The sequence below is a fragment of the Variovorax sp. YR266 genome, assembly GCF_900107295.1.
In the GTDB taxonomy this organism is placed as follows: domain Bacteria; phylum Pseudomonadota; class Gammaproteobacteria; order Burkholderiales; family Burkholderiaceae_C; genus Variovorax.
In genome coordinates this window covers 366,523-384,474 of the sequence record NZ_FNPM01000005.1, presented here as the reverse complement: position 1 = coordinate 384,474, position 17,952 = coordinate 366,523, and the positions used below count along the sequence as shown (strand labels likewise).

The window sequence follows — 17,952 nt, the reverse complement described above, 5'->3', positions numbered from 1 at the left end:
CTCAGCGCAGGCCGCGCGCCTGCAGCACCGCCTTGAGCCGGCGCACCTCGTGCTGCAGGTCGAGGATCAGCGCGGCAGCGTCGAGGCCCACGCCGAAGTCGCGCTCCAGCCGGCGCGCTTCGAGCGCGTGCTGCAGGTCGGCACTGGAGAACTGCCAGCGCTCGGGCTGGGTCTCGGTCGTTTCGATCCGCAGGATGCCGACCTCGACCAGTTGCACGACCCAGGCGGTGTCGGCGCCAACGGCGTGCGCCAGTTCACTCGCCGCGAGCGGCTGCGAGGCGCTGACGGCGGTGGCGGTTGTGACAGTGAAATTCACCATGCTCAGACTCCCAGATGCTGGCGTGGGTGGAACGATGCCGTGGCTTGCGCCAGCTGTTCGTAGGCTTTGCGCGCATCGTCGCTGTCGGCGGGCGGCAGCGCAATGTCGAGCAGCAGGTACAGGTCGCCGGGCGTCTTGCCTGCGAAGCCACGGCCCTTGAGCCGCAGCTTCAGGCCGTTGCGCGCGTTGCGCGGCACGGTCACTTCGACCACGCCGCCGGTGGGCGTTGGCACCTGCACCTGCGCACCCAGCGCGGCTTCGGTGGGCGTGATGGGCAGCGTCATGTACAGGTCGCGCTCTTCCACGCGGTACAGCTTGTGCGGCGCGATGCGCACTTCGAGGTACAGGTCCCCGGGCGGCTCGCCGCCGTGGCCGGGCATGCCTTGCCCCGCGAGGCGGATGAACTGGCCCGGGTGCACGCCCGGCGGGATCTTCACGCTGAGCGTGCGGTTCTCCCACTGCGGGTGGCCCTGTGCGTCGACGGTCTGCGCGCGCAGCGTGATCTCGCGCTCGGCGCCGTTGAGCGCGTCTTCGAGCGTGATCTCGATGGCCGCATGATGGTCTTCGCCGCGCGCGCGGAAGTTCTGCCGCGCGGCGCCGCGGCGTTCGGCCTCGCCGAACAGCGACGAGAAGAATTCGCTGAAGTCGGCATGATCGGCCGGGCCCTGGCGCGGGCCGCGGTGAAACTCGAAGCCTTCGTCCCAGCCCGGCGGCGGCTGGAAGTCGCCCTCGGGATGGCCTCCGCGCGCGACACGATCGGCCAGCGCGTCGTAGGCGGCGCGCTTTTCCTTGTCGCCAAGCACGTCCTTGGCCTCGTTGATGTCGCGCATGCGCTTCTCGGCGTCAGGCTCGGTGCTGACGTCGGGGTGGTACTTGCGGGCGAGCTTGCGGTAGGCCTTGCGCACTTCGTCGTCGGACGCGGTGCGGTCGATGCCCAGTGCGCTGTAGTAGTCCTTGAATTCCATGGTGTGTGGCGGTTCGTTGGGTGGACGGCAACAAGGCCCGAGGAGTGGGGGGAGGCTAGGCCAGGGCTGCGTCGCCGTCGGCTTGCCGCAGCAGCGGCGTCACGGCCCATGTGGGGCCGCGGCGCTCGAAACGCAAGGGCTGTGCATTGCCGAGCAGGCCGACGTCGACCGGCACGCCCAGCAGGGCGGCCAGCGCGTAGAGCGTGCCGCCATGTGCCACCACCAGCACCGGGGCGGGCAGCCGCAGGGCCGTGTCGAGCGCGTCGCGCGTGCGTGTGACGAACTGCGTGAGCGTTTCGCCGCCCTCTGGCTCACATGCCCAGTCGATGTTGGCGGACGAGGTACCGATCAGCGCGCCGAAGTTGCGCTCGCGCAGCGCGGCCTGTGCGGCCGGCACGAGCTTCAGCGTCGTGGCCACGGTGTACGCGGTGTCGTGCGCGCGCCGCGCGTCGCTGCACACGACGGTGCTGATCGGCTCGCCGGCCAGCAGCCCGGCGGCGCGCGCGGCCTGCTGCAGACCAAGCTCGCTCAGGGGCTCGTCCACCGCCTGGAAGATGCGCAGCGCATTGCGGCCGGTCTGCCCGTGGCGCAGGAAGTAGAAGTGATCGCAGGCTGGCGACAGCGGCTGCGCCTCGGCGATGCGGATCAGTTCGCCGAGCCCGCTCGGGGCGCTGTGGGAAGGGGCGGTTTGCTGTGACATGGATGGGCGGTGTCAGTACGCGAGCTGCAGCGGAGCGCCTTCGCGCTGCGCCCGCACGTCGGCGGGGTGGAACGGCAGCGGGTGCCACTGCTTGGCTGCGAACAGCGGCAACTGGTCGTAGGCGCGCGGCGAAGCCGGGTCGCTGCTCTGGCCGTAGGTCAGCAGGCCTTGAGCAACCGGGCCGTTGGCGTCGAAGGTCACGACCTGCATGTAGCTGCTGCCGTAGTTGACGTTGTAGCCCTTCGGGTCGATCAGCGACTGGCCCTGCGACTCCAGCTTGTTGAGCACGCCCTCGAACTCGTCGCCGCCGTGCAGCGCGATCTTCTGGCCGCGCACCAGGCGCGACTGCGGCACGCCCAGCGGCACGTCGGCCGCGAAGCCGGCGGTGCGCAGGATGCCGACCGCGTCGCCCAGCGCCTTGAACACGGCTTCGCGCGTGGCCGGCGTGGCCATGTCGAGCCCGGCGGGCGTCGCCACTGGCTGCGCGGGGTCGAACGGCACGCGCCAGACCTTGGGCACGTCCTTCGTCTTGCGCCAGAACTCGCGGAACAGCGGTGCGCCCTTCGAGTCGGCATTGCTGGTGCGGTCCCAGGCGGTGAGCACGCGGCAGCCGAGCGCCTGATCGGTGGTGAGCGTGTTGCCGGCGGCGCTGCAGGCGGCCTGCAGGTCGGCCATCACCAGCATGCCTGCGAGATTCCTGTCGCGGAAGATCACGCTGCGCAGCTCGGCCGCGCCCATGCGGTTTCCGGGCAGGCCGTCGCCGCCCGAGAGCCGGCCGCGGATTTCCATGATCGCGCTGCGCGTGCGCAGTCGTTGCGGCACGCCGATCGGGCCCACCAACGGCGACACGCCCGCCATCGGCGCGGTTTCGGGGTTGCTGAGCCAGAAGCTGTCGTTGCTGTTCTGCACGTAGTCCGGCGTGATGAGCACCGGCATGCGCGCCGGCGCGATGATGCCGGGCGCTGCGGCCGCGCTGTCGCGGTTCCATGCGCAGGCGCTGCGCGAGCCGTCGAGCACCGGCAGCCCGGCTGCGTTGAGCAGCGCGGCGGCGGCGGGCGAGGGCGCGCAACTCTTCAGCATGTCGACCGATACGTCGGGCACCACCGACAGGTCGGCGTACATCGCGTTGCCGTCGCGGTCGGCCGCGATGGTGTTGATCCACGGCATGCCCTGGTTGCCCATGGCGGCGCGCAGCTCGGCCACATTGCGGGCCAGCGCCATCTTCATCCAGCTCTCGGCCGAGCGCACGTTGAGCGTGTTGGCGTCGCGGATGGCGTAGGCCTTCTGCGCGGTCCAGCCCAGGCCGGCGCGCGGCAGCGAGATCACGGGGCCCCAGTCGGTCGAATAGAAGGTGTGCTGCACCGGCGGCGTGCCGCCGCCCGTTGCCGCGGCGGGCAGTGCCACGGTGCGCGCGACCATCTTCTTCGGCTGGCCGTCGACCAGGTACATGGTCGGGTCATTGGGGTCGAGCTTCAGCTCGTACAGCGTGAAGCGCTTGCCGGTCGACACGGTGTGCGTCCAGGCCACGTCCTTGTTGAAGCCGATGGCCACCACCGGGCTCAGGCCGCCGGTGGCGCCCATCACGTCGAGCTTGCCGGGGATGGTGAGGTGCATTTCCCAGAAGCGGTTGGTGCCGGTCCACGGAAAGTGCGGGTTGCCCAGCAGCAGGCCCTTGCCGTCCGGCGTGGCATTGCGCCCGAAGGCCCAGCCGTTGGAGCCGAGCTCGCCGCCCTCGGGGTTGGCGTTGAAACTGTGGCGGCCGATTTCGGCCACGGCTTCCTTCAGGTCCACCTGTGCGGCGCTTGTTTTGGCGCCGGGGGCGGGCGGCACCGCGGCCAGCACTGCGCCCGCCAGTGCGCCCAGGCCGCCCTGGATCATCGACATCTCGGTGGCGCGCGACAGGTCGCTGGCCGTCATCGGCCGCACCCAGGGCTTGCCGCGGCAGGCTTCGGGCAACCCGTTGGGGCCGGCGTCTTGCAGGTAGCGGTTGTAGCCGGCCACGTAGCCGCGCAGCGCGGCCTGCACGTCGGGGCTCGTGGTAGCGCCTGCACGCGCCAGCGCGGCGTCGTCCATGTGATAGCGGATGAACAGGTCGATCTGCGCATTCGGCGCGCGGCCCAGGCCCAGGTCGCCGGTGTTCTGCGCGCCCAGGAACTGCGAGCGCTCGCCGCGCAGTGTGAGCAGGTGCTCGGCCGTCTGGCAGACGTTGTCCTGCGCATGCGCATAGGCGCTGCCGTACGCCAGGCCTTCGTAGTCCGGCGCGGTGATGTGCGGGATGCCGAAGGTGGTGCGCTCGATGGTCACGCTGCGCCCGCCGGGCGGCGGCGTGCTTGCGCAGGCTGCGAGCAGGGCGACCAGGCCCACGGAAAGGGCCGTGAGCGAAAACCGGGAAGGCGTGGCGTTCTTCGATGTCATGCGGGCGTCTCTCTTATTGGAAGGGAACAAGGAAGCCGATTAAAGGACGTACCTTTGCCGCGCGTTGTCACCAGCGCGGCATGCCGCGCAGAGTTCAGCCGAACTTCATGCCCTTGGGCCGGGCCTGCAGCCGGTCGATGTAGGCGTCGAGCGTAGGCCGGTTCAGGACGCCGCCGAAGGCGCGGTGCCAGATGAGCATCGAGCCGATCATCACGTCGGCCGCGGTGAATTGCGCGCCGAACAGGTAGGGCCCGTAGCGCAGTTCGCGCTCGACCGCGTCCTTGGCCGCTTCGAAATTGGTCCAGCCGCGCGCGCTGTTGTTGCTGCGGATCTTCAGGATGGCGTCGCCCATTGCGGGCTCCAGCTGCGCGGTCGAATAGACCATCAGCGACAGGTAGCGGCCCCGGTCTGGTGTGCCGACGGGGGGAGCGAGCCGCTTGCCCGGAAACTTCTCGGCCACGTACATGCAGATGGCGGCGTTCTCGAAGACGCGCGCCTGGCCGTCGACCAGCGCCGGCAGCTTGCCCGCCGGGTTGATCTTCAGGAACTCAGGCTTCTTGTGCGCCTTGTCCTTGAGCAGGGTGGTCACGATCTCGTAGTCGGCGCCGGCTTCGTCGAGCATCCACTTGGCGATGTGCGAGCGGCTGTGCGGGTCGAAATACAGCTTCATGGTCATCGGCGTGTCTCCTTCGTCTTGAGTGAGCGGTCAGAACTTCGGGATTCGCAGCGTCTTGCTGATCATGAGCGTGCCCGACAGGGCGAACAGCAGCGTGAGCGGATGCAACTGCCACGGCCCGATGACCCAGGCGCCGCCCCACAAGGCGCTGCCGATGTGGCCCTGCCAGGCCGCGTATGCCAGCACGCCTACCAGCACCACGCTGGTCGGAATGGGGGTGCCCTCGAAGTACTTCACCTTGTCGGAGCCGGCCGACAGTGCCTCGGCCGTCACGTTGAAGCGCGCAAGCCGGCTCACGCCGCAGCCCACGAAATAGATCAGGATCACGCAGTCCCAGCCGCCGTTCAGTCCGGCTGCGAAGCCGAGCGCGGCGGGCGCCATGCCGAAGGAGATGATGTCGGCCAGAGAGTCGAGCTCGCGCCCGAGGGCAGATTGCGTCTGGCGCCAGCGCGCGATGCGGCCATCGAGCACGTCGAAGATGAAAGCGGCCGGTGCGAGCGCGGCCGACCACAGGAACTGCGCGAGCGACTGGCTCGCCATGAAGGCCATTGCGAGGAACACCGCGCCCACCCCGCAGGCTGCATTGCCGAGCGTGAAGGCGTCGGCCAGGTGGAATTCCCGGAGCATCGAAAAATGCTTGCGGGTCGGCGCGGGGGAGGGAGTGGTCATGAAAGATGGGTTGGGCAAACGGCGAATGGACCGCACCTTAACCGAAGCGAAACGCGCTTTTTGTCAGCGCAGGGCGTCAGACGCCGTGATGCGCTTCGACGATCCGTGCGAAGCGCCCGAGCAGGCCGGCCGCTGCATCGGTCGGGACCACGTGCTCGCGCAGTGCGGCCGGGTCGGTGCCGGCGCGAGCCAGGTCGCCGGCCAGCTGGTCGATGTAGCCGCGCATGACGTCGGCGTCGAACTCGGGGTGGAACTGCACGCCCCAGGCATGCGCGCCCGCGCGGAACGCGTGCACCGGCTCGTGGTCGTTGCCGGCCAGCCGCACCGCGCCTTCGGGCAGGCGCAGAGCGCTCTGCCAGTGCACCGCGTGGGCCGGGAACTGCGCGGGCAGGCCGTGCAGCAACTGGTCGGTAGCGGCGGCATCGTCGAGCGTGACGGTCACGGTGCCGACCTCCGCGCCCTGCGGGTGGTCGCCGGCCTCGCCGCCGAGCGCATGCGCGAGCAACTGGTGGCCGTAGCAGATGCCGAGCACCGGCGTGTCGCGCGCCACGAGCTGCGCGAGCCAGGCGGCCGTGGTCTCGCTCCAGGGTTCGCGGTGCGACACCATCGCGTGCGAACCCGTGACGACCGCGCCTGACACTTCGGCCGGGTCGGGCAGGGCGTCGCCGCGGCGCGGATCGACCACCAGCAGGGGCAGCGCGTGCGTGTCGAGCCCGTCGGCGATCCAGTGCTCGAAGTCGCCGCGCTGCGCGCGCAGGGCCTCGAAGGTGTCTCCAAGCTTGACGATGACGAGCGGGTGCGGGCGGTGGTTGTCCATGCCCGCGATCATGCCGCAGGTGCACAACGCGCTCGCAACGGCTACAGTGGATGACCCGGGGCGGTCCCCGGGTGTTTGACCTGACTGCAACCCTGCCGAAAAATCGACTGATGCGCACCTTGGCTGCCTCCCTCATGATCTTCGCTGCGGCGCTGGGCGCACATGCGGCGGAGGTGGTGCGCTGCACGGACGCCAGCGGGGCCATCTCCTACACCAACGTGGCTTGCCCGGCGGGTAGCAAGCAGTCGCGGCAGGTGCCGATCCTCGAGTCGCCGCCCGCCGAGGCGCGCCGGCCGGACTACACACCGGCGCCGACCCCGACAGCACCGATTGCACCGCCCAACCAGGTGGCGAGCAATCCGCCTTCGGGCCCGGCCATCATCCCGCGCTATCCCGCCGACACGCAGCCCGCGGCGGCCGATCCCCCGGCCGTCGTCATCCTGAGCCCCGACCCGTACTACGACGGCGTGCGCCCCATTCGCCGGCCGCCACCGCATGCGCACGACCCTGGGCCGCCGCCCGGCCAGAGGCCCTGCCAGAACCTCGCAGGCATCAAGCGCGGCAACTGCTGAATGAGTGCAGGAGAAGCCAGGCCCGACAGCCTTCCGTGGACCGTCTACTGCGACGGCAGCGCCATGCCCAACCCGGGGCGCATGGGCATCGGCGCCGTCATCACCGCGCCTGACGGCAAGCGCCACACGCTGTCGCAAGCCACGCATGCCACAGGCTGCAACAACGAGGCCGAACTGCGGGCGCTGACGCTCGCGCTGCAAGATCTGCGCGAGCGGGGTGCGACGGCGGTGCGGGCCTACAGCGACAACAGCATCCTGGTCGAGCAGCTCGGCCCGGCCGGGGCGAAACCGATCGAGCGCCTGGCCGGCCTGTTCGACGATGCCCGCGCCTTGCTCGGCAGCTTCGACGACGTGCGCGTGCAGTGGATTCCGCGCCACCGCAACGGCGAGGCCGACGCACTGGCACGCGCCGCCTTGGGCTTCGCGCCCAAGCCGCCTGCAAGGCCCGCGAAGAAGCGGCGATAGGGTCGGGCCCGGGAGCCCCTATCATCACGCGCCATGACAGAAGCCACTTCCCGCCCACCCCTTCCCGACCACCTCTCCATCGATCCGCGCAGCCCGCACCACGTGGCCGCCGCGTTCGAGCACGACATCGGCATCCGTTTCAACGGCAAGGACCGCCTCGACGTCGAGGAATACTGCATCAGCGAAGGCTGGATCAAGGTGCCCGCCGGCAAGACCCTCGACCGCAAGGGCAAGCCGCTGCTGCTCAAGCTCAAGGGCACAGTCGAGGCGTACTACAAGGAAGCGTAAGCGCGCTCAGCGCCACTGCAGCAGCAGCGACCAGGGCTGGCGGCTCATGTGGCGATCGATGCACCCCGGAGCGCCCGGCGTGCATCCCTCGGGCAGGTAGCTCTGGTCCAGCCAGCGCGTGCCCGGCGCAAAGTCGAGCCGGCGCCGCGTGACCGACTGCAGCACGTTGCCGCCCACGGTGTCGAAGCCCGTGGCATCCACAGCCACCACCACGTCGCAATGCATGGGCAGCGGTTCGCCGCCGGTGTCCCGCGCGGCCAGCACTTCACCGATCTTGTCGAAGGTGTCGAACCCGGCGCCCGCGCCGCGTGCCTGGCAGACCAGGTCGCCGACGCGCGGCGGCGTGCGTGTCAGATCGCAGGTGCGCAGGGCGTAGCGCGTGGGGCGGCCCGCAGCCTCCTCGACGCCGGCTTGCCACGCAGCGCCCGCATAGTCGACATGTGCTTCGGAGAACACGAACTCGTCGTCCGCCAACCCCGCCTGCCGCGCCAGCCAGCTGATGAAGGCCGCGGACCAGGGCGTGTCGATCACCGCGACCCGGCTCAGTGCGGCCTGAACGGCGCGCAGCTCCACTGAATCAAGCCCCTCGTCGGGGCCGACGCCCATGCCCTGCAGGCGCCCGGCCGTCGCTTCGTTCAACGCCTGCATCAGCAGGTGCCGGTCGGCGCCCCGCAGTGCGCCGAAGCGAACGAGCGACGGGAGCTGCGGATCGACGGCCTGCCAGTAGCCCAGCACCCGCTGCCATGGCGCGAGGCCCGGCACCGTGCGGCGCGTGTCCTCGGCTTCGGAGTCGCCGGCTTCGGTCATGCGCCCTTCGGCATCCATGGACTGGCCGCCGAAGGCCTCGTGCTCCTGCAGTGCGAAGGTCGCCATTGCGAGTGCGCGCGACGGTGAAGGGGCCTGCGTGGCCGTTTCGAGGCAGCCCGATGCAGCGGAAGCCAGGCCCGGCGCGGATGCGAGCAAGAAGGCTGCGGCGCCCAGGGCAGCCATCGCCCATCGTGAGGCAGGGGGCGCGTCCGGTCGCAGCATGCGATGCGCCTCAGGCCACTATCACCCGCTCGCACGCCTTGCGCAGTGCCGACAGCCCCGGCAGTTCGCGCGCCTTGGCATCGGTGACCACCACGTCGATGTCCGTCGTCCGCGCATAGGTCACGCGGCTGGCCTGGCCGATCTTGGCGTGGTCGGCCAACAGCACCAGCTGCTGCGCCTGCTCGGCCATGGCGCGCGCCACGGTGGCCTCGTGGTGCTCGAAGCTCATCGCGCCGTGCTTGGCGTGCAGCCCCACCGGCGACAGCAGCGCCACGTCGGCGCGGTAGCGGCGGATGGCCTCGACCGTGGTGTCGCCGCAGGTGGCCTGCGCTTTCACGTCGATCTGGCCGCCCAGCAGGATGGTCTGGTTGCCGGTGAGCCGGCCTTCGCCCGCGCCCGCGAACTTGAGCGCGATGTTCAGCGAGTTGGTGATGACCGTCATGCCGCTCAGCGTGCCGATCTCTTCCGCGCAGATCGACATGGTGCTGCCCGCGTCCATGAAGATGGTCTGCCCCGGCCGCAGTAGTGCGATGGCGGCCTTGGCAATGGCGCGCTTTTCGCGCTGGCGCGCCACCAGCCGCACCGCGAGCGGCGGCTCGGGCTCCGCCTTGATGGCAACGGCACCGCCATGCACGCGGCGCAGTTCGCCCAGGCCTTCGAGTTCGAGCAGGTCGCGGCGCACCGTTTCGCGCGACACCGTGAGGTCCTGCATGACGCGCTCGACGCTGAGTCGCGAGAAGGTGGCGAGCAGGCTGCGGATGCGCAGGAATCGTTCTTCTTGGAGCATGGAATGCCGGCGTAAAAAAGAAAAAGGGGCGGCGTCAGTGTGACAGCCGCCCCGGTTGCACGTGAACAGGCACAGGGGCCGTGCAATTGTGCCGGCCAATATCCCGATGCAGGTGCGTTGGCCCCGTCCGTTGTCAGAGATCGGCGAGGCCCATGGCCGGATCGCTCACCGAGTGCTTGCCGGTTTCGACGCGGCCGGCAAAGCGGCGATAGAAGGCCGGATCGGCATCGCAGGTAACGGCGAAGTCGTACCACTGGCCGCTGCTGGCCAGTACCCACAGTTGCTCGGCCTTGCCGCCGCCACTCACCGTGGCGTTCCACGGGCCGTCGTCGCGGTAGGCCTTGGCGCGCACTGTGAACTTGCAGGCCCCACCACCGCCGTTGAGCATTTCCAGGTACACGTTGCCGTTTGCAATGTCGTAGCACACCTGCACTTCGGGGTTGGGTGCGCCACCGGCGCGAAGCCGGTTGAGGTCGCCCTTGAAGTGGCGGTGATAGCCGCTTGGCCCGAGCACCCAGAGGTCGTAGAAACCGCTGTTGTCGGTCGTGGGGTTCCACGTGTCGTCGAGCGTCTTGCCGGGCTCGACCATGTAACGGCGCGGCAGGCGGTCGAGGTTGAGCTTGTCGTACACATGGAACACGGCCGCGGCCTTGCCGCTGTTCTTGAAGATCAGCCGCATCTGGCCCTTGATGACATCGGCGCGCGCGCTCGTGTGCAGCTCGTATGGCAGGGCGCGCGAGGGGCGTGTGCCGGTGGCCTGGCGCGGCAGTTGCGGGTCGAGCGGCAACGCCACTTGCGCCAGGGCCTGCTGGTCGGCACGCAGCTTGTCGGCGTCAGCCTTGGTCGTGCGTCCCGTCAGCGTGGGCAGTGCTTCCGTGTTGGGCGTGGCGAAGTTGAATGCGCTGGTGAGGTCGCCGCACACTGCGCGGCGGAACGGCGAGATGTTGGGCTCCTTCACGCCGAAGCGTGCCTCGATGAAGCGGATCACCGAGGTGTGGTCGAAGGCCTGCGAATTGACCCAGCCGCCGCGGCTCCATGGCGAGACGATATACATCGGCACGCGCACGCCGGGGCCGTACACACGGCCGTCAGGTGCGGGCTGGCCGCTGGTGCCCGGCGGCTTCGGATGCGTGAAGCGCTCCACGGCGAGGTCGGCCTCGGGCAGCGTGGTCTTGCCGGCCATCGAGCCGTCGGGGTTGAGCGAGGGCGCGGCCGGCGAGGGGTAGTGGTCGAAGTAGCCGTCGTTCTCGTCGAAGTTGATGAGCAGCACGGTCTTGCTCCACACGTCCGGCACGGCGGTGAGCGCGTCCAGCGTTTCCTGGATGTACCAGCCGCCCTGCACCGGGCTCGAGGGGCCGGGGTGCTCGGAGTAGGCCGCGGGCGCGATGATCCACGACACCTTCGGCAGCTTGCCGTTCTTGATGTCCTGGCGGAACTGCTCGAGGAAGCCGCCGTCGGGCATGGTGTTGGCAATGCCCTTGTAGAGCGGGTTGCCGGCGTCGTCGCTGGCCGGGTCGTAGGCGGGCGACGGGCCGTCGTTGCTCACTGGCTTGCCCGAATCCTCGTTGGCCTTGCGGTACTGCTTGAAGCCGGCCAACGGGTTGTCGGTGAAGTTGTCCGGCAGGCTCTGGTAGATGATCCAGCTGACCTTGGCTTCCTGCAGCCGCTCGGGGTAGGTCTTCCACTCGTAGCCGGTGGCGGATGGACCGATGTCGTCCCATTCGTTGTTGACGGTGGCCACGTTGGCGCCCATGGGGCCGTTGGTGCCGGTCCAGTGGAACATGCGGTTCGAGTTGGTGCCCGTGTGCATGCTGCAGTGGTAGTCGTCACACAGCGTGAAGGCATTGGCCAGCGCGAACTGGAACGTTACTTCGGCCTCCTTGAAGTAGCCCATCGACGCATTGGTCTTGTAGCGCGGCCATTGGTAGGCGCGCCCGCCGTCCCAGGCGTTCTGGCCGTCGCTCCAGGAGTGCGGGGTACCGCTCACGCGTTGTGCGTTGCCTTTGCGGCTGTCGAGGTGGTAGGGCAGGATAGGTTTGCCGCTGGCATCGCTTTGCTGCCACACGTTCAAGCCCTTTGGCAGCGGAATGGTGAAGCGGTCGCCGAAGCCCCGCACACCCATCAGCGTGCCGAAGTATTGGTCGAACGAACGGTTCTCCTGCATCAGGATCACGATGTGCTCGACGTCCTGGATGGTGCCGGTCTTGTTGTTGGCCGGAATGGCGAGCGCGCGGCGGATGCTCGGCGGAAAGGCCGAGAGCGCAAGGGCGGCGGCGCCGGTCGTGGCCGTGCCGGTGAGGAATTTGCGACGTGAGTTCGTCATGGGCTTGTTGTTTTGGTTGGACATGGTTCGGCGGGGCTCAGGGTGCGCAGCTCTTCACGGGGGCAACGCCGGTGTCGGGTTGCGTGGGCGTGGTGGGGGGCGTCGGTGTGCCGCCGACGAAGCCGCCGCCACCTCCGCTGCCGCCGCAGGCGGAAAGGGCGCAGGCCAGAACGAGCGCGGGCACGAGGCGCGCGCAAAGAAGGGTTTGAACTTGCATGGTTTGATCCTCTGGAATCGTTGTTGTCTTGGGGCTCGGGGGTGATCGGGGTCAGGGCAGCGTCGACAGCGGCGTGCCCGACTTGAAGATGCTGGTCAGCTCGTCGTTCGTGAGCGAGCGGTTCCAGATCGCGAAGTCGTCGAAGTCCATGGCGCCGCGCGGCGAAGAGGTTTCGCGCTGGTAGTAGAGGCCGGTGCCGTCCTCGTTCAGGCCCAGGCCGTTGCCCAGGCCGCCGAGCTTGTCGACCAGCGCGCTGGTGATGGCGGTGCTGTTGGTCTGGATGCCCCTGACGGGGTCCATCACGTAGCCCTTCATCGTGAGTGCGGCCTTGTCGATCACCACCGCCACGTAGGCCCACTGGCCAGCGCTCAGGCTGTAGCCGTTGCTATCGGCGCGTGCGCTGCCCGTGCCTACGTTGAAGCGGATCTCGCAGCTGCCGAACAGCCCGATGGCCAGGCCCGCGTTGCCGCCGGTGGTGTAGTTCTTGTTGCCGATCACCGTGCCGCCGTTGCTCACGCCCTGGCTGCAGGTGTTGTCGGTGCGCAGCCAGAAGCCGATGGTGAAGGCCGTGACCGCCGGGTTGGTTGTTACGTCGCTGTTCTGAACGAGGCGATAGCCGGCCGTGCCGCTGGCGTTCTTCACGGTGCTGTCGACGCGCAGCGCCTTGGCCTTGTTGGGTGCCGGGAAGCTGTCGTCGACCAGCGTGCCGCCGTTGGCGTCGGCAGCCCAAGGGGCGAGCGTGGAGGCACTCTTCGCATCGACTGCAGGCAGGGCGTTGAGCGGGTAGTAGTTGACCAGCCCGTTCACCAGCGTGGGAGCGAGCGTCACCGGCGGTTCCGGCGGTACCGGCTTGACGTAGGCGATCTGCGCGGAAAGCGCTACGCTGGCCTCGCCGGCGACGACCGTGTACAGGTAGGCATAGACCCCGTCGCTCTCGGCGACGATGGGGTCGACGTAGGCAGTCGAGCCGGCGGGCAGCATAGCCACCAGCTTGCCGTCGCGCAGCACCTGCACTGGTGCGGTCGTGGTGCCGGCGAGCGTCCACGACAGCTCGATGCTGCGCTTGTCCGCACCCGTCTTCGCCGAGAGGCCGCGCAGCGACGTGGCCGCCTGCAGGGCCTGGCCGTTGAAGCGGTAGTCGGCGGCCGCGGGCAGCGCGCCGAGGTGACGCAACACGGTCGGCGCGATGTCGGTGGCGGCCGAAAGCGCGAGCAGGCTTGCGTCAGCAGGAGCGGCCGTGCCGACGCCGGCTTGCGCCGCGAGCGTTTTGTTGCTCGCGATGAAGATGGTCTTGTTGTCGTTGTCCTGCAGGCCGGTTGCACCGCCGAAGGTGTCGAGGCCGTGGCTGGTCGTGAGGATCACGAGCCAGTCTTCCTTCGGATCGTTGGCGGTGCGCTGCGCGATGCGCGCCAGCAACTGGCCCACGCCGGCGGCGGTGTCGGCGACCGCGCGCTGGTACGCGTCGCTCTTCAGGCCGCTGCTTGCCGCCGCGCCCGGTGCGCCGTACTGCGCGACCAGCAGGTCGTAGCCCGTGTCGATGAGTTGCGCGGTGCGGTCGGTGACGCAGGTGTCGGAGCCGGCGCAGTCGATTGCGCTGTCGAGCGTGCCGGTTTCGTTCGACAGCAGCAGCGGATAGAGCGCGCTTGCGGTGACGGAAGCTGTCTTGTAGGCGGTCGTCTTGTTCTGCCTGGCGAGCGCGAAGACCGAGGGCGCGAGCTTGACGTCGATGCGCTGGTCGTTCGTGTCCCAGCGCACGCCGTGGCGCTGTGCCCATGTGCCGGTCAGCAGCGTGGCCCAGCCCGGGCCGTCGGTGGTGCGCTGTTCGCTCAGCGTGCCGTTGGCGCCGCCGGTCCATGCCGGTGCAACGCGCAGCGACTGCAATGCCGGCACCTTGTTCTGTGCCATGGCGTCGCGAAGCGCCGCATGCGTGAGGCCGTCGATCTCGACGACGAGTGCCTTGGGCCCGCTCTTGCCCTGGTTGACTGTCGGCGCCGGGTTGCTTCCGCTACCAGGCGACGGTGTGCCGATGGGTGGGAAACCGTTGCCGCTACCTCCACCGCAAGCGGTAAGAAGCAGCAGGGCGCACATGCTTGTTCCTGCCCATGCGCGGCGCGTGTTCATTCCTCTGATCATGTTTTCCCTCGAAGTTCTGAGACGCATATCCCGCGGCTGCGCCGAAGGAACGTGGGTGTCTTTCTGTTCTTGTGCAAATAAAGTTATTTACAACAAAACACACAAATACTCTTAATGCCTCAGATGCTGCGGTTCTCAGGTGACAACGGTTTGACAATCCCCGCGAACGCCAACGCCCAAAAGAAACGGGGCCCGAAGGCCCCGCGTGAGAGAAATGAAGGAGGAACGTGCTGCTTCAGTCAGCGAATCTGCGCTTCGTAGTCCTTCTCGAGCGCCGCGTGGTTTGTCCAGAAGCCCTTTGGCTTGCGCCCCGCCAGCACCTCGATGAGCACATCGACGTGCGCATGCCACCCGCCCGCCACGCTGACCATGTCCTTGCGGCTTGCCAGCCGGCGATGCGTGAGCACGAGCTGTGTGGTGTTGCCCTGCGGCGTGAGCTCGAAGGTGACTTCCGACGGCGCCGGGCCTTCGTCCCAGCTGATCGTCAGCAGCGTCGGCGCTTCCATGCGCACCAGCCGCGACTTCTGCACGATGGGCTGGCGGCAATCGGCGTAGCGGTCGGGAGCCACTTCGCCAGTGAGTTCGGTGTGGTTGAAACGCAGGTCGAACATCTCGCCGGGCTTCTGCGTCATGGTGCCGCCGGCCAGCCAGGTGGCGCGCTTGTCGGGGTCGGTCAGGTAGGCCCACACGCGCTCGATGGGGGCGGGCAGGGTGCGCTCCATGCGCAGGGTGCCGGGGTCGACCTGCTGGCCGAGGCTGTGCTTGATCGTCATGGGTATGTGCTCCTTGTGAATGAAGAAGGGGGAGATCACTTGCGCGATTTCTCTTCGCGCCGCAGTTCCTGCTCCAGCGCGTCGAGACGGTTGTTCCAGAAGCCTTCGTAGTAGCGCAGCCAGGCATCTGCCGTGGCCAGTGCTGCGGGCTCCAGCCGGCAGACGTGCGCGCGGCCCTGCACGGTGCGCGACACCAGGCCCGCGCGTTCCAGAGTCTTCACGTGCTTGGACGCCCCCGCGAAGGACATGCGAAACGGCGCACCGAGTTCGCCCACGCTGCATTCGCCATGAGACAGCAACTGCAGCATGGTGCGGCGCGTGCTGTCGGCCAGGGCGTGGAATACGGCGTCGAGCCGTTCGTCTGCGAGTTCTAGTTCAACCATGAGGTTGAATATAGGTATTTCCAGATCAATGTTCAACTATATGGTTGAATAAACCTTGCCGTTACAGCGGATACACCCGGGACGCACAACGCCGTCCGGAGGCTGGATCGACGAGGGCGCCGCTCCTAGGATTCGCTTCGTACCATCCACTCGACCAAAGAAAGAGAAAACGAAATGAACCCTCTAGTCCAGCGCCGGAGCCTGCTGCTTGCCGCCTCCGTCCTGCCGCTCGCCAGCGCATGCACTGCGTGGTCTGGTACGGCATCGCAGTCTTCGGCCGAGGCGCAGCTCGCCGCGCTCGAAAGTGCCTCGGGCGGCCGCCTGGGCGTGGTCGGCTTCCACACCGGCAGCGGCGCGCGCATACAGCATCGGCCGCACGAACGCTTTCCGCTGTGCAGCACCTTCAAGCTGATGCTGGCCGCGGCCGTGCTCGAACGTGGCACCAAGGACAGCGGCCTGCTGTCGAGGAACATCAGCTACAGCAAGGCGGATCTGGTCGCCTATTCGCCGATAACCGAGAAGCACGTTGCCACCGGCATGACCGTGGCCGCGATGTGCGCCGCCACCGTCCAGTACAGCGACAACGCGGCCGCCAACCTGCTGCTGAAGGTGCTGGGTGGCCCGCCCGCCGTTACCGCCTTTGCGCGCGGCATCGGCGACCAGGCCTTCAGGCTCGACCGCACCGAGCCCGAGCTCAACACCAGCATTCCCGGCGACCCGCGCGACACCACCACGCCCGCGGCCATGGCCGACAGCGTGCAGCGGCTGGCGTTGGGCGATGCGCTGGGCACTGTGCAGCGCGACCAGCTGCAGACCTGGCTGCTGGGCAACACCACGAGCACAGAGCGCTTTCTGGCGGGCGTGCCGGCCGGCTGGAAGGTGGGGGACAAGACCGGATCGGGCTCGTATGGCTCCACGAACGACGTCGGCGTGCTGTGGCCGCCGGCCGGTGCACCGATCGTGCTGTCGGTCTACCTGACCTTTCCGCAGAAGGATGCGAAGGGGCGCAACGATGTCATTGCGTCGGCGACGCGCATTGCGGTGGCCGCGCTGGCAGGCTGATCAGCGAAGGTCGAACAGCGCGGCGGCGTTGCCCCAGGCGATGCGTTGCGCTACGTCGGCCGGCAGATCGCCGAGCCAGGTGCGGTAGCCGCGCATCGTCTCGTCGTAGGCGCTCCAGCGCTGGTTGACCCAGGTGTCGGAGCCGACCATGAAGCGACCCGGGTACTTGAGGATCAGCGCACGCCATTCGGGGCACAGCCTGCCGCCTTCGCAGGTCAGCCCCGGGCGGTACGAGAGCTCACCCATCAGCAGCGGATAGCGCTCCAGCAGCGCTTGCACCCGTTCGACCGGTGGGCCGCCGATGCCGGTGTGGGCCCAGATCAGGCGCAGGGCCTGGCCCTTCGATGGCGCGTTTGCCATCAGCAGGTCGATTGCCACGTCGTCGACGTGCGCAAGCACCGCGAGCTTGCGCTGCTCAGCCAGCGCTATCAGCTTCTTCGCCACGGGGCCGTTGGCATCGGCGCTGTCGTACAGGTGGAATTCCCCGAGTCCGCGATAGGGTCCGCTCGCGGTGCCGCGCGCAAGCTCGGTCTGCACCATCTCGTAGATGGTCTCGTCGCGGAACCAGTTGGTGTAGTCGTCGCGGTTGCGGTACAGGCGCACGAAGGGCACGACCGTCACGCCCGCGGCGCGTGTCTCGCGCGCTGCGGCCAGGGTCTGCGTGCCAGCGTTGGGGCGCGAATTGGCAATGATCGCCTTGACGTTGTTGCGCTGTATGCGCGCGAGCGCCTCGGCGGGCGGGTAAGGGCCGGTGTTGCCGTCCCAGGCTTCCTGGTTGTAGTGCAGGTGCGTGTCGAACAGCGGGCCTGCGTAAGCCGGGGCCTGTCCGTAGGCGCTGGGCGCGATGGTCGTGCAGGCGGCCACAAGCACGGCGGCGATTGGCGCGATGGTTTTCATGCGGTGCTTCGAGCCAGATCAGGCATCCGGGTAGTGCTCGGCCAGCACCTCGCGAACGGTTTCCTGCAGCCCCTCGAACATCTCCGTGACGTTGACTGCCTTGCCGTCCTCGATCCGCTTGGAGATCATGGTCTTGGGAAACAGCAGGAGCGAGGTTTGCTTGTACCGGAGCGCGGGGTCCCGTCCGTACTCGTCCTCGACCATCCACCAGTCGAAATCGGTACGAGTGCTGATGAACACTTTGCCGAATGCGAGGCCCAGCGCCTGAAGGGAGTAGGTGGCTTCAGGCTCGACGAGCTTCGAGTCGATGACTTTCTGCAGTGCGGCGAGGTCTGTCCTTGTACCGGTCAACTCGTGACCGCTGGCTTCGGACACCAGCTCCGACGCGTGCATGAGCTGGGTAGCAATGGCCCGAAGGTCCGACTTAGCGGGGGAAACGATCTTTTGTTCCATGGCGCGAGT

At 68.3% G+C, this 17,952-nt stretch carries 20 protein-coding genes; 4 read left to right on the top strand and 16 right to left on the bottom strand.

What is annotated here, in order from left to right; genetic code table 11:
- Nucleotide 1: 1 nt before the first annotated feature.
- The 7 genes from BLW48_RS16180 to BLW48_RS16150 form a co-directional block, all read right to left on the bottom strand.
- Nucleotides 2–319 carry a chaperone modulator CbpM gene (locus BLW48_RS16180; protein ID WP_093055675.1) on the bottom strand — a complete coding sequence of 106 codons (318 nt, stop codon included), beginning with the start codon at nt 317–319 and terminating at the stop codon, nt 2–4.
- 2 nt (nt 320–321) lie between these two features.
- A complete protein-coding gene (locus tag BLW48_RS16175) occupies nt 322–1,284 on the bottom strand; it encodes a DnaJ C-terminal domain-containing protein (protein WP_093055677.1) in 963 nt (320 codons plus the stop codon).
- A 55-nt stretch (nt 1,285–1,339) separates the two neighbouring features.
- A complete protein-coding gene (locus BLW48_RS16170) occupies nt 1,340–1,984 on the bottom strand; it encodes a histidine phosphatase family protein (RefSeq protein WP_093176192.1) in 645 nt (214 codons plus the stop codon).
- Nucleotides 1,985–1,996: 12 nt separating this feature from the next.
- Nucleotides 1,997–4,399: a penicillin acylase family protein gene (locus BLW48_RS16165; RefSeq protein WP_093176191.1), complete on the bottom strand. Its 2,403-nt coding sequence runs from the start codon at nt 4,397–4,399 to the stop codon at nt 1,997–1,999.
- A 94-nt stretch (nt 4,400–4,493) separates the two neighbouring features.
- Nucleotides 4,494–5,075, bottom strand: coding sequence for a glutathione S-transferase family protein (locus BLW48_RS16160; protein WP_093055682.1), 582 nt, complete (start codon nt 5,073–5,075; stop codon nt 4,494–4,496).
- Between the two features lie 30 nt (nt 5,076–5,105).
- A complete protein-coding gene (locus tag BLW48_RS16155; RefSeq protein WP_093055684.1) occupies nt 5,106–5,744 on the bottom strand; it encodes a CDP-alcohol phosphatidyltransferase family protein in 639 nt (212 codons plus the stop codon).
- A 76-nt stretch (nt 5,745–5,820) separates the two neighbouring features.
- Nucleotides 5,821–6,561 (bottom strand): glutamine amidotransferase, encoded by a 741-nt coding sequence (locus BLW48_RS16150; protein WP_093176188.1) that lies wholly within the window; start codon nt 6,559–6,561, stop codon nt 5,821–5,823.
- Nucleotides 6,562–6,680: 119 nt separating this feature from the next.
- Here BLW48_RS16150 and BLW48_RS16145 point away from each other — a divergent pair, with 119 nt between their 5' ends.
- From BLW48_RS16145 to BLW48_RS16135, 3 genes are read left to right on the top strand one after another with little or no spacing between them, the layout of a single operon-like run.
- Nucleotides 6,681–7,133 (top strand): hypothetical protein, encoded by a 453-nt coding sequence (locus BLW48_RS16145; protein WP_143047748.1) that lies wholly within the window; start codon nt 6,681–6,683, stop codon nt 7,131–7,133.
- Nucleotides 7,134–7,598, top strand: a complete 465-nt coding sequence (locus BLW48_RS16140) for a ribonuclease HI family protein (protein WP_093176186.1) — start codon at nt 7,134–7,136, stop codon at nt 7,596–7,598.
- A gap of 33 nt (nt 7,599–7,631) precedes the next feature.
- The gene (locus tag BLW48_RS16135) at nt 7,632–7,886 is read left to right on the top strand and encodes a DUF3297 family protein (protein ID WP_093176183.1); all 255 of its coding nucleotides are present in this window, start codon (nt 7,632–7,634) and stop codon (nt 7,884–7,886) included.
- A gap of 6 nt (nt 7,887–7,892) precedes the next feature.
- Here BLW48_RS16135 and BLW48_RS16130 read toward each other — a convergent pair whose 3' ends face one another.
- The 7 genes from BLW48_RS16130 to BLW48_RS16100 form a co-directional block, all read right to left on the bottom strand.
- The gene (locus BLW48_RS16130) at nt 7,893–8,876 is read right to left on the bottom strand and encodes a DUF2272 domain-containing protein (protein ID WP_256330786.1); all 984 of its coding nucleotides are present in this window, start codon (nt 8,874–8,876) and stop codon (nt 7,893–7,895) included.
- Between the two features lie 49 nt (nt 8,877–8,925).
- Nucleotides 8,926–9,702 carry a DeoR/GlpR family DNA-binding transcription regulator gene (locus tag BLW48_RS16125; protein ID WP_093176178.1) on the bottom strand — a complete coding sequence of 259 codons (777 nt, stop codon included), beginning with the start codon at nt 9,700–9,702 and terminating at the stop codon, nt 8,926–8,928.
- 133 nt (nt 9,703–9,835) lie between these two features.
- Entirely contained in the window at nt 9,836–12,025 is a 2,190-nt protein-coding gene (locus BLW48_RS16120) for a phosphocholine-specific phospholipase C (protein ID WP_093176392.1), read from the bottom strand.
- 37 nt (nt 12,026–12,062) lie between these two features.
- On the bottom strand, nt 12,063–12,242 hold the full coding sequence (locus BLW48_RS16115) for a hypothetical protein (protein ID WP_093055695.1): 180 nt from the start codon (nt 12,240–12,242) through the stop codon (nt 12,063–12,065).
- A 51-nt stretch (nt 12,243–12,293) separates the two neighbouring features.
- Nucleotides 12,294–14,330, bottom strand: a complete 2,037-nt coding sequence (locus tag BLW48_RS16110; RefSeq protein WP_093176175.1) for a LamG-like jellyroll fold domain-containing protein — start codon at nt 14,328–14,330, stop codon at nt 12,294–12,296.
- 284 nt (nt 14,331–14,614) lie between these two features.
- Complete coding sequence (locus tag BLW48_RS16105; protein ID WP_093176173.1) at nt 14,615–15,148, bottom strand: SRPBCC family protein; 534 nt, start codon at nt 15,146–15,148, stop codon at nt 14,615–14,617.
- Between the two features lie 35 nt (nt 15,149–15,183).
- Nucleotides 15,184–15,531, bottom strand: coding sequence for an ArsR/SmtB family transcription factor (locus tag BLW48_RS16100; RefSeq protein WP_093055698.1), 348 nt, complete (start codon nt 15,529–15,531; stop codon nt 15,184–15,186).
- Between the two features lie 174 nt (nt 15,532–15,705).
- Here BLW48_RS16100 and bla point away from each other — a divergent pair, with 174 nt between their 5' ends.
- The gene (bla, locus tag BLW48_RS16095; RefSeq protein ID WP_093176170.1) at nt 15,706–16,593 is read left to right on the top strand and encodes a class A beta-lactamase; all 888 of its coding nucleotides are present in this window, start codon (nt 15,706–15,708) and stop codon (nt 16,591–16,593) included.
- Here bla and BLW48_RS16090 read toward each other — a convergent pair whose 3' ends face one another.
- Complete coding sequence (locus BLW48_RS16090) at nt 16,594–17,490, bottom strand: amidohydrolase family protein (RefSeq protein ID WP_093176168.1); 897 nt, start codon at nt 17,488–17,490, stop codon at nt 16,594–16,596. It lies immediately after the preceding gene.
- 18 nt (nt 17,491–17,508) lie between these two features.
- A complete protein-coding gene (locus BLW48_RS16085) occupies nt 17,509–17,943 on the bottom strand; it encodes a DUF3806 domain-containing protein (RefSeq protein WP_256216612.1) in 435 nt (144 codons plus the stop codon).
- Nucleotides 17,944–17,952 lie beyond the last annotated feature (9 nt).